This window comes from Caulobacter hibisci, assembly GCF_016135805.1.
GTDB lineage: Bacteria > Pseudomonadota > Alphaproteobacteria > Caulobacterales > Caulobacteraceae > Caulobacter > Caulobacter hibisci.
In genome coordinates this window covers 61,820-72,719 of the sequence record NZ_JADWOX010000025.1, presented here as the reverse complement: position 1 = coordinate 72,719, position 10,900 = coordinate 61,820, and the positions used below count along the sequence as shown (strand labels likewise).

The following is a 10,900-nucleotide window of genomic DNA, read 5'->3' as shown; positions in this document are numbered from 1 at the left end:
ATCAGCTTTCGTGGATTTCCACGGGAGTGCGACAGCCCATGCTTGCGCTACCCCCTCAGTCGCTCCGCGACAGCTCCCCCAGAGGGGGAGCATCTTGAAGCCGACACCAATAGATCCTCCCCCTCTGGGGGAGGTGGCCCGGAGGGCCGGAGGGGGTCCGCCGCCAGGCGGCTAAAGCGTCTCCAGAAACGCCACCAGCGACGCCTTCTCCTCCCGCGTCAGCCCCAGGGGCTTCAGCAGCGGCGTGGTGGTCGGGAACAGGCGGTCGCCGATCTGGTCGGGCTTGGGCCGAAGCCGGGCGCCGCCTTCGTTGTAGAAGTTCACCGTGCCTTCCAGCGTCGGGAAGATGCCGTTGTGCATGTAGGGCCCGGTCTTCGAGATCCCGCGCAGCGACGGGGTCAGGAAGGCCCCCACGTCGGCCGGGTCGCCGCTGACCTCGTAGCGGCCCAGGTCCTGCAGTTTCCGCCCGTAGAAGGACAGGCCGATATTGTGGAACTTGCCGTCCGACAGCAGCGGTCCGTTGTGGCAGTTGGCGCAGCCGGCCTTGCCCTGGAAAAGGTCCAGCCCTTCCAGCTCCTGGTCGCTCAGCACCCGGCCGCCCAGGCTGAGCACCCGGTCCCACTTGCTGCTGCGGGGCTTCAGCGTGCGCTGGTAGGCGGCCAGGGCCTTGGCGGCGTCCTGGGCGGTGACGCGTCGTGTTCCGAACACCTGGGTGAAGGCCTTGCGATAGTCGGGATCGGCGTTCAGCCGCCGCTCGACCTCGCGCGGATCGCCGGCCATCTCCTTGTGGTCGACCAGCGGCCCGAGAGCCTGGGTCTCGAGGCTGCCGGCCCGGCCGTCCCAGAACAGCGGCGTGCGCCAGGCCACGACGGTCAGGGTCGGGGCGTTGCGGCGGCCGCGCTGGCGGTCGTGGCCGAACGAGGTCTTCACCCCGTCGCCGAAGGCCAGCTCCGGGTTGTGGCACGAGGCGCAGGCGATCTGGCCCGAGCCCGACAGCCGGGGGTCCTCGAACAGCTTCTGCCCCAGGGCGGCCTTTTCCGGGGTCTGCGGATTATCGGCCGGGGCGACCGGCGCGGGCAGGGCGCCGAACGGCGTGAACGAGGCCCCGGCCAGCAGGGTCGGCGCCGGCCAGGTGTCGGGCTTGCCGGAGAAGGCGGCGCGGCGCACCGCGTTCGCGTCGGGAAGCGGCGCCAGCCCGATCAGGGCCGCCGCCGTTCCCAGCAACAGAAGGAGATTCGCCGCGCGCCTCATGGATCAGAACTTGTAGCTCATGCCCACCCAGAACGACCGGCCCAGGCGATAGGGCTGGGCGGTCGACGAGGCCGTCACCGTCTGCGGCGTCACGTCGAACAGGTTGGTGATCCGCACGTCGAGGCGCGCCTCGCCATAGGCCGTCTTGGCGACCAGGGCCTGGACATTGGCGTTGAAGGTCGTCTGCGACTTGTAGCGGACGATGTCCCACACCGAGTAGCGCACGCCATTGACGGTCTGGGTCGTGCCGGTCTCCTCGACCTGGTCGAAGCCCGAGCGCCAGCGGGCGTTGAGGTTGGTCCGGATGCGGCCGTTCCACCAGTCGGCGCTCCAGTCGCCGTTGACCAGGCCCGGGGCGGCGTAGTTCAGGCGCTGGTTCTCGGCGATCACGCCCAGCAGGCCGCGCAGCTGGCCCTTGTAGTAGATCAGCTCGTCGCCGTACTCGGTCTCGTCGGACGGATCCTCGTAGTAGTTGTCGCTGAGGTTATCCTCGGTCTTCGAGAGCGAGCCGTTCAGCGCGAAGGTGTGGCGGCCCAGCGAGCGGGTCCACTCGGCCGAGATGCCGCGATAGGAGGTCTCGCCCTCGTTGCCCAGGTGCGTGGTGTTGTAGCTGTAGGTCTGGTTGTTGGTCTCGCGGACATAGGTCTCGACCGTGACGACGCCGGCCGTGAACTGGTCGCGGGCCTCGCGGGCCACGCCCTTGATCCGCGCCACGCCGCCGAACACCGGCCTGGACAGGGCGAAGGTCAGCTCGTCCGAATAGGGCGTCTTGACGCCCGTGCCGGCCACGCCCGCCGTGACCGAGTGCGAGTACAGGTACCAGTCGCCGGCTGTCAGCTGGCCGTTCACCGTCGAGGTGGTGCGGCGATAGACCTTGGTGCCCGGATACTGCGACTTGATCGCGTAGCCGAGGAAATCGCGGGTGTAGTAGCGGTTGGCGCCGACCGTGGCGGTGACTTCCCAGGGCAGTTGGTAGACCACCGACAGGCGCGGGGCGAAGCTGTGGTTGTCCAGCAGGCTCTCGTGGTCGTAGCGCAGGCCGCCGCGCACGGTCAGCGGGCCGCGGCTGATCTCGTACTCGGCGAAGGCCGATACCGAGTCCAGGCTCGCCTCGGCGTCATAGGCCGCATAGTAGATGGCGCTGGTCAGGACGACGTCGCCGGTCTTGCAGGCCACGTCGCCGGTGGCGCAGGCCACCTTGGTGCTGACCGTGCCCTGGCTGTAGGCGTAGTTGTCTTCCGGACGGCGCTTGCGGGCCGTGACGTGGCCGTAGTCGACACCCAGGCGCAGATCGCCGCCCAGCAGCGGCTGGCTCCAGCGGCCCTGCAGGCCGATGTCTTCCTGCCATTGGTCGAGATCGCCGAAGCTGCCTTCGGTGCAGTTGGTGTTGTTGCACCAGTCGGCGTAGGTCGAGGACGAGGGCCAGGAGAAGTTCGGATCGGGCGCCTTGCGGCCGCTCTGGGCCTTGGCGTAGGTCGCCGCCAGCGACCAGTTGGCCTCGTCGCGCTTGCCGGCCAGTTCGAGCTTGCCGGTCAGGCCGCCGCCCTTCTGGGTCATGACGGCGTTGCGCGAATTGTTGGCCGAGTTCTCGCTGGTGTAGGGGCTGTAGGCGATCTGGCCGCGCAGCACGAGATCGGGCGCCAGATCGGCCTCGACCTTGGCCAGCACGTTGTCGCTGCGGCTCTTCAGGCCAAAGGGCGTGCCGCCATAGGCCGCGGCCCGGTAGTAGGTCATCTCGGTTTCCTGACGGCCGGCGCCGAGCAGGACCCTGAGCTTGTCGTTGATCGGCAGGTCGACCGTCGCGTTGACCTTGCACTTCTCATAGTTCGGGTGCGCCGGCTCGACGCCGTTCAGGGCGGTGCGCGTGGCGTTGGGGATCTTGAACGAGGTCAGGCTGTCGTTGGTGCAGCCGAAGGTGACCGAGCCGCCGAACACGTGGGCGGGCTGACGCGTCTCGATCTGCACCACGCCGCCGGTGAAGCCGCCGTACTGGGCCGAGATGTTGCTGTCGCGGACGACCAGGCTCTCGATCAGGTTGCTGTCCAGCCAGATCGACTGGGCGCTGCCGCCGGCCGTCTCGTTGTAGTTCTGGGCGTTGCTCGACAGGTCGACCACGTTCAGGCGGCTGTTCACCCCGATGCCGTCGATCGAGAAGAAGTTGTCGTAGTACTGGCCGCCCGAGATCGACACGTTGGCCGGCCGCAGGTCCTGGATGCTGTCCTGGGTGGCCAGGCCCTGGTCGGCGTCGAAATTGGCGAAGGGCAGGATCTTCACGGTCTCGATGATGTCGCCGTTGCCAGGGGTGCGATCCTCGATGGCGCGGCGGGTGATCTTCGAGGCGCCCGAGTCGACGGGGTCGGAGGCGTCATAGGCCTGGGCCGGCGGCGCGGTCGTGACCGCCTCGATGCTGACCTTGGGCAGGCGCTCGGCCTTGTCGTCCTGGGCCCAGGCCTGGTTGGCCGCGCCCAGCGCCATGGCCATCGCCACGGTGGTCAACATCGCTTGCTTCATCACTCGCCCCGTACTCACGCTTGTGCGTATCAATCGCAATAAGGGGCGGGGCTATACGGATGTTAAGATCGACTCGCAACTACGTGTCGACCGTAATGGCAAAAAATGGGCGCGGGTGAGCGGCGTTATCGGTTCTTGCGACGCTCGCGCAGCTCCTCCTGGAAGCGATATTCCAGGGCCTGCTCGAACTCGCTGGGCTCGACGAAGCGCCGCTTCATCGCCAGGGCGGGAAAGCCGGTTTCATCGCGTTCCCTGGGCGGCATGAAGCTGAACAGCATGGAGTCGATGGGCACGCGCTTGGCGATGGTTGTGGGCTGCGAGGCCGGAAACGCCTCGGCGCTGGCGTCTGCGTTCGCCAGGCGGTCGGCGGCTTCGGCCTCGCTGACCACGCCGTCGCCGTCGCGGTCGGCGAGGTTCAGCACCAGCTTCTGCGGGGCCGGAGCGGCGGTCGGCGCCTGGGCCATGGCCGGAGCGGCCAGCAGCAGCGGCAGGGCGACGAGGGCGAGGCGGATCATGGCGCATCTCCACGGGACGGCCCAAGGTGACGCATCCTTGCGGTTTTCGCAACCTTGGCGGGAGGTCTCAGTCCTCGTCGTCGAGGTCGAACGGCAGGTCCACCTGGTCGCCTTTCGGCGCCCGCGAGGCCTTGGAGACCGGCTTGTAGGGACGTTCGGGCGGCGTGTAGGCCGGCTCGTCGGCGGTGTCGCCGTCGTCCGCCCAGGCCTGGATCGGCGCCTCGGGGTCCGTCCAGGGCGGATCGGCGGCGTCGGGACCGTCGTCGATCTCATCAAACAGCGGCGCGGTGGCCACGGCCGTCGCGCCGGCGCCCACCGCTTCTCGGGCCGAGCGGTAGGGCTTGGGCTTGTCGGCCTCGGCGGCCGGAGCCTGCGCGGGCCGGCGAGCCACTTCCGGCTCGGGAACCGGCGAGATGACGACCGGCGCCGTGCGCGGCGCCAGCGGTCGGCGGACGATGGCCTCGGCCCGAGCCAGCCAGCGGTTGGCCTCCTGGATCGCCTGGGCCGGCGAGCGGCTCTGGCGCTGCTGCTCGTCGCCCTCCAGCCACAGGTCGAGCTCGAAGTCGGGATGGCGCGGATCGTCGAAGATCAGCCGCAGGCAGACGCGGCTGGCCTGCTGGACGATCTGGTCGATGGCCCGCCGCTGTTCGCCGCGGAACACGCGGCCGATCACCTGGTTGTCCACCGACAGCTCGGCGCCCATCAGCTCGTCGATGCGATAGAGCAGGCACCAGGCCCCGCTGTCCCAGGCGACGGCGGCGGTGTTGCTGTCGAAGGTGAAGCCCACGCCCTTGCCGCGGCCGCGGGCGATGATCACGGTCTCCGGATCGCCCTTCAGCACATGGCGCAGGGCTCGCCGGATGCGACGCTCTTCGTCCATGAACCAGATGGCCGCACTGCCCATGAAGGTGACGGCCGAGCCGGCGATGGCCACGAGCAAAAGGAGACGCCAGAACTCGCTCATGGGCGGGAGGCTAGCGTCGTTCTCGGATTCGCGACAGAGGCGCCCGATACCGGTTCGGGCGGCCGGCTACAGCGCCAGCCTGGCCACCACCGGCACGTGGTCCGACGGCTTTTCCTTATCGCGTTCGTCGCGGTGAATGGTGACGTCCTCAAGGATGTCGGCGGCCTGCGGCGACAGCAGCAGGTGGTCGATGCGGATGCCCAGGTTCCGCGGCCAGGCGCCGGCCTGGTAGTCCCAGAAGGTGTAGCCGCCGGGCGAGCCGTCGGCCTGCATGTAGGCGTCGCTGAAGCCGAGGTTCTTCAGGGCCCGGAAGGCGCCGCGGCTCTCGGGCTGGAACAGAGCGTCGCCCAGCCAGGCCTCGGGATTGGCCACGTCCTCGACCTCGGGAATGACGTTGTAGTCGCCGGCGATGACCAACGGCTCCTCGAAGGCGAGCAGGCCCTTGGCGTGCTCATGCAGCCGGCGCATCCACGACAGCTTGTAGGCGAATTTCTCGGTGCCCAGCGGATTGCCGTTGGGCAGATAGATGCCGACCACCCGCACCGGCTTGGGGCCCGAGATCACCGCCTCGACATAGCGCGCCTGCTCGTCCTCGGCGTCGCCCTCCAGCAGTGGCAGGCCCTTGCGGACGTCCTCGACCGGGTGCTTGGAGAGCAGCGCCACGCCGTTATAGGTCTTCTGGCCATGGACGACGACGTTGTAGCCCAGGCGCTCGAAGGCCTCGGTCGGGAACTTCTCGTCGACGCACTTGATCTCCTGCAGCACCGCGACGTCGGGCGCCTCGGCCTCGAACCAGGCCAGGACGTTCTCCAGGCGGGCGTTGACCGAATTGACGTTCCAGGTGGCGATGCGCATGGCGGGCTCCGATTGCGGCCGGAGGCTAGGCGGCGCGGGCCTTGGGCTCAAGGCGAGGTCGGGAGATTTCAGGGGATAGGGTTGCTCGGAGCCAACCTCGTGGCCTTCGCCGATTTCGGGTCCCAAGCTCGACCGGGGCCGGCTAGCCTGGCTTGCGATGTTCCACGGCGAGGTTCGTTCGCGATGAGAGGTCGGTTTCTGGCGATTGTCGCGGCGACGGCCTGCGAGACCCTGAGGACGGAGTTCAGCCAGCAGACAAGCCGGCTCACGGCAGAAGAAATCACGGCCATGGTCCGTCCGCTGCTCCGCCTGAGGGAGGGCTGGGGACGAATCTAGATCGAGAAGCTGACGCCGCAGCCGCAGCTGGACTTGGCGTTGGGGTTCTTCACCCGGAACTCGGCGCCGGCCAGTTCGTCGACGAAGTCGATCTCCGAACCCTTCAGCAGGGCCAGCGACACCACGTCGACCAGGGCCGAGGCGCCGTCGCGCTCGATCTTGAGGTCGTCGGCCTCGGGGGCCTCGACCAGGTCGAACCGGTACTGGAAGCCGGAGCAGCCGCCGCCATCGACCGCGACGCGCAGCATGACTTCGCGGCCCTCGGCCTGGGAGAGCGCGTGGAGCCGGCGGGCGGCGTTCGAAGAAAGCGTAACGTGGGTGTCGGTCATGGCTGTGGAAACTTCATCTATCGCCTATATGAGTGCGTCCGCGTCCCGGGAAAAGGGGCGATCAGAAAAGGCCGCTCATGTCGACGTCTCCGTTCGCCGTCCCCCGCGCCCCTTACGCCGAAGATCCGGCCAAGTCTCGCGGTCGGCGCTACCCGGAAGACGAGAGCCGCACCCGCACGCCTTTCGCCCGCGATCGCGACCGCATCATTCATACGTCCGCCTTCCGGCGGCTGAAGGAAAAGACCCAGGTCTTCGTCGCCCACGAGGGCGATCAGTTCCGCACCCGCCTGACCCACTCGCTGGAAGTGGCCCAGATCGCCCGCTCGCTGGCCACGGCTCTCGGGCTCGACGCCGATCTGGCCGAGACCATCGCCCTGGCGCACGACCTAGGCCATCCGCCGTTCGGCCACGCCGGCGAGGACGAACTGGAAATCCAGACCAAGGCCTTCGGCGGCTTCGACCACAACGTCCAGACCTTCCGCGTGGTCACTGAGCTGGAGCATCGCTATCCGGACTTCATCGGCCTGAACCTGACCTGGGAGACCCTGGAAGGGGTCATCAAGCACAACGGTCCGGTGATCCATAAGCTGGGCGAGCCGTCGTGGAAGGCGATCTCCAAGTACGACGCCGAATACGGCCTCAAGCTCGACACCTGGGCCTCGGCGGAAGCACAGGTCGCGGCCCTGTCGGACGACATCGCCTACAACAACCACGACATCGACGACGGGGTGGAGGCGGGGCTCTTCACCCTGGACGAACTGATGGACGTGCCGCTGATCGGCCCGATCCTGGCGGCCGTGCGCAGCGAGCGCCCGGAGCTGGACGCCCGCATCACCCGCCTTGAGGCCGTGCGCCGGATGATCGGGGCCATGGTCGACGACGTCATGGGCGAGACCCTGCAACGGGCGGCGATCACCGGCGTGTCCTCGGCCGACGATGTGCGCGCCCTGCCGCATGCCCTGGTGTCGTTCTCGTCGGACATGCTGGAGGACCTGGGGCGTCTTCGCCAGTTCCTGCACGCCCGCATGTATCGCCACTGGCGCGTCAACCGCACCCGCAGCCAGGCGCGCCGCATTCTGGCCGAGATGTTCACGCTCTTCTTGGCCGAACCCGACGTCCTGCCGTCGGAATGGTTCGCCAAGTCGCAGAACCGCGACCAGGCCGGAAGGGCCCGCGTGGTGTGCGACTACATCGCCGGCATGACCGATCGCTTCGCCATCGAGGAACATCGCAAGCTGTTCCATCTGGATGTGTCGAACTGAGGTCAGACGGCGCGCGATTCACAACCGCCAAGGGTGCGACAGTTCTGAAGGGCGGCCGGGTCCGGTAGAGTAGGGGCTTGTGTGCGTGATTCGCCGATCGCGACGCGCACGCCGGAATTCTGGAGCTTTTTCGCGATGTCCGACCCGCACCGCGGCGCCTATGCGCCGCCGACCGATGCGCCGCTGTCCTTCGATGCGCGCCAGCCGGTGCGCGGGTCGAGGCCGCTGCCGCTGACCCTGATCATCAGTGCGGTGGTCCTGGCCACCCTGCTGGTGGGCGTGTTCCTGGTCTATCGCAACGGCATCCGGGGCCCCAACGAGCCGCCGCGCACCGTCGGCGAGCCCGTGGCCGAGATGAAGACCGCCCCGGCGCCGGACCAGAACAAGCCCGACGAGGCCGCCGGCCTGCAGATCTACAGCCACGAGAACCCGACGGCCTCGCCGACCTATGCCGCGCCGCCGGAAGAGCCGATGGCCCGTCCGACCCCGCCGCCCGCGCCGGCCCCGGTCCAGAGCGCCAGCCTGCCGCCGGCCAAGGCGCCGGTTGCGACCACGCCCAGCGCCCCGGTCTCGGCCGCTCCGGCCAAGCCCGCGCCCGCCAAGCCGGCTCCCAGCATCGAGAGCCTGGCCACCGCCGCCGTCGCGCCGCCGAAGCCGGCCGCCGCCGCGCCCAAGCCTGCCGCCGCCGCTTCCGGTCCGGCCAGCGTCCAGATCGGCGCCCTGTCGTCGACCGCCCTGGCCGACAAGGCCTGGAGCGACGCCGCCCGCGTCGCCCCGGGTCTCGCCGCCGGCAAGGGCAAGAAGGTCGAGGCGATCGACAAGAACGGCTCGACCCTCTACCGCACCTCCGTCACCGGCTTCTCCAGCCGCGCCGACGCCAAGGCCTTCTGCGACGCCCTGAGCGCCGCCGGCAAATCCTGCTTCGTGAAGTAAGGCGCATGAGCACCTCTTCCGCCGCCATCCTCGGCTGCGCCGGGACCGTTCTCAGCGCGGAAGAGGCCGCCTTCTTCCGTGACGTGAAGCCCTGGGGCTTCATCCTCTTCAAGCGCAACATCGACACGCCCGACCAGGTGCGGGCGCTGACCGCCGCGCTGCGCGAGACGGTCGGCCGTCCGGACGCGCCGATCCTGATCGACCAGGAGGGCGGACGCGTCGCTCGTCTCGGCGCGCCGCACTGGAAGAAGTATCCGCCCGGCCGCGCCTATGGCGAGCTCGTCGCCAATGATCCTCTGGTGGCTCGCGAGATCACCCGCCTGGGCGCGCGCCTGATCGCCCACGACCTGACGTCGCTGGGCATCAATGTCGACTGCGTGCCGGTGCTGGACGTGCCCGATCCCAAGGGTCACGAGATCATCGGCGACCGCGCCTATGGCGACACGCCCGAGCAGGTGGCGACCCTGGGCCGCGCGGCCGCCGAGGGCCTGCTGGCCGGCGGCGTCCTGCCGATCATCAAGCACATCCCCGGCCACGGCCGCGCGCTCAGCGACAGTCACCTGGAGCTGCCGGTGGTGAAGGCTAAGCTGCCCGACCTGGAAGCCCGCGACTTCGCCCCGTTCCGGGTGCTGTCGGACATGCCGATGGCGATGACCGCCCACGTCGTCTACACGGCCATCGACCGTCGCCACCCGGCCACGACCTCGAAGAAGGCCATCAAGAAGGTCATCCGCGAGTCTCTGGGTTTCGACGGCCTGCTGATGAGCGACGACCTGTCGATGAAGGCGCTGTCGGGCGACTTCAAGCAGCGCGCCAAGGACAGCCTGGCCGCCGGCTGCGACGTCGTCCTGCACTGCAACGGCGACATGGACGAGATGAAGGCCGTGATGGCCGGCGTCGGCAAGCTATCGAAAGAAGCTCGCCGCCGCGCCCAGGCGGTGATGGGCCGGCTGGTCAAGGTTCACGAGCCGCTTGACGTCGCCGAGGCCCGGGCCCGCTTCGACGCCGCCTTCGATGGTCGGTTCGCCGGGTGAGCACGGGCTTCCAGCCCACATTCGACTTCGCGGCCGCCCGGGAGGCGGCGGAAGACGGCGCGGCCCTGGTCATCGACATCGACGGCTACGAAGGGCCGCTGCACGTCCTGCTGGCCTTGGCGCGCAACCAGAAGGTCGACCTGCTGCAGCTGTCGATCACCAAGCTGGCCGAGCAGTACCTGGCCTTCGTGCAGCAGGCTCGCCGCGTGCGCTTCTCGCTCGCCGCCGACTATCTCGTCATGGCCGCCTGGCTGGCCTATCTGAAGTCGCGCCTGCTGCTGCCCAAGCCCGAGCGCCCCAAGGCCGAGGAGCCGCCGGCCGAGGAGATGGCCGCCCAGCTGGCCTTCCGCCTCGCCAAGCTCGACGTCATGCGTCAGGCCGTCGAGGCGCTGAAGGAACGCCCCCAGCTGAAGCGCGAAGTGTTCATGCGCGGCGACCCGGATGCGGTGAAGATTGTCTCCTCGACCCGCTTCGAGGGCGATCTGTACGCCCTGATGAGCGCCTACATCTCCCAGCGAAAGCGCGAGCAGGGGCGCCACTACGCCCCTCGGCCGCCTCAGGCCTATCCGCTGGAAGACGCCCGCGACCGCCTGCGCACCTTCCTGCCGCGCATGGAGGAGTGGACCGCCCTGTCCGGCGTCGCCCCCGTCGAGCGCTGGGAAGAGGACCCCGATGGTCCCACGCCCGCCAGCTATCTGGCCTCGACCCTGTCGGCCAGCCTGGAACTGGCCAAGGAAGGCGCGCTGACCGTCCGCCAGATGGGGGCGTTCGAGGAGATCTACCTGCGCACCCGGACGGATGCGGAGGAGGGGGCTTGATGGCCTGCTTCTCCAGGAACCTCCCCCTCTGGGGGAGGCGGCCAAAGGCCGGTGGGGGGACGGTTTCAGCCTCCGCCACGCTTGGCCGATCT

10 protein-coding genes are annotated in these 10,900 nt (G+C 68.8%); 4 read left to right on the top strand and 6 right to left on the bottom strand.

Annotated features, from left to right (window positions below; all coding sequences use genetic code 11):
- Positions 1–171: 171 nt before the first annotated feature.
- The 6 genes from I4Q42_RS23945 to erpA form a co-directional block, all read right to left on the bottom strand.
- On the bottom strand, positions 172–1,224 hold the full coding sequence (locus I4Q42_RS23945; protein ID WP_232793395.1) for a cytochrome c peroxidase: 1,053 nt from the start codon (positions 1,222–1,224) through the stop codon (positions 172–174).
- A 30-nt stretch (positions 1,225–1,254) separates the two neighbouring features.
- Complete coding sequence (locus tag I4Q42_RS23940; RefSeq protein WP_198578610.1) at positions 1,255–3,762, bottom strand: TonB-dependent receptor; 2,508 nt, start codon at positions 3,760–3,762, stop codon at positions 1,255–1,257.
- A 125-nt stretch (positions 3,763–3,887) separates the two neighbouring features.
- Positions 3,888–4,277: a hypothetical protein gene (locus I4Q42_RS23935; protein ID WP_198578609.1), complete on the bottom strand. Its 390-nt coding sequence runs from the start codon at positions 4,275–4,277 to the stop codon at positions 3,888–3,890.
- A 67-nt stretch (positions 4,278–4,344) separates the two neighbouring features.
- The gene (locus I4Q42_RS23930) at positions 4,345–5,241 is read right to left on the bottom strand and encodes a hypothetical protein (RefSeq protein ID WP_198578608.1); all 897 of its coding nucleotides are present in this window, start codon (positions 5,239–5,241) and stop codon (positions 4,345–4,347) included.
- A gap of 66 nt (positions 5,242–5,307) precedes the next feature.
- Positions 5,308–6,096 (bottom strand): exodeoxyribonuclease III, encoded by a 789-nt coding sequence (xth, locus tag I4Q42_RS23925; RefSeq protein WP_198578607.1) that lies wholly within the window; start codon positions 6,094–6,096, stop codon positions 5,308–5,310.
- A 332-nt stretch (positions 6,097–6,428) separates the two neighbouring features.
- On the bottom strand, positions 6,429–6,761 hold the full coding sequence (erpA, locus tag I4Q42_RS23920; protein ID WP_198578606.1) for an iron-sulfur cluster insertion protein ErpA: 333 nt from the start codon (positions 6,759–6,761) through the stop codon (positions 6,429–6,431).
- A 77-nt stretch (positions 6,762–6,838) separates the two neighbouring features.
- On the opposite strand from erpA, the gene I4Q42_RS23915 reads away from it, so the two are divergent.
- From I4Q42_RS23915 to I4Q42_RS23900, 4 genes are all read left to right on the top strand, one after another.
- Positions 6,839–8,023: a deoxyguanosinetriphosphate triphosphohydrolase gene (locus I4Q42_RS23915; protein WP_198578605.1), complete on the top strand. Its 1,185-nt coding sequence runs from the start codon at positions 6,839–6,841 to the stop codon at positions 8,021–8,023.
- A 135-nt stretch (positions 8,024–8,158) separates the two neighbouring features.
- Complete coding sequence (gene ftsN, locus I4Q42_RS23910; protein ID WP_198578604.1) at positions 8,159–8,956, top strand: cell division protein FtsN; 798 nt, start codon at positions 8,159–8,161, stop codon at positions 8,954–8,956.
- 5 nt (positions 8,957–8,961) lie between these two features.
- Positions 8,962–9,990 (top strand): beta-N-acetylhexosaminidase, encoded by a 1,029-nt coding sequence (gene nagZ / locus I4Q42_RS23905; RefSeq protein ID WP_198578603.1) that lies wholly within the window; start codon positions 8,962–8,964, stop codon positions 9,988–9,990.
- A complete protein-coding gene (locus I4Q42_RS23900) occupies positions 9,987–10,808 on the top strand; it encodes a segregation and condensation protein A (protein WP_198578602.1) in 822 nt (273 codons plus the stop codon). Before nagZ ends, I4Q42_RS23900 begins: the two co-directional genes overlap by 4 nt.
- The last annotated feature ends 92 nt before the right edge of the window (positions 10,809–10,900 follow it).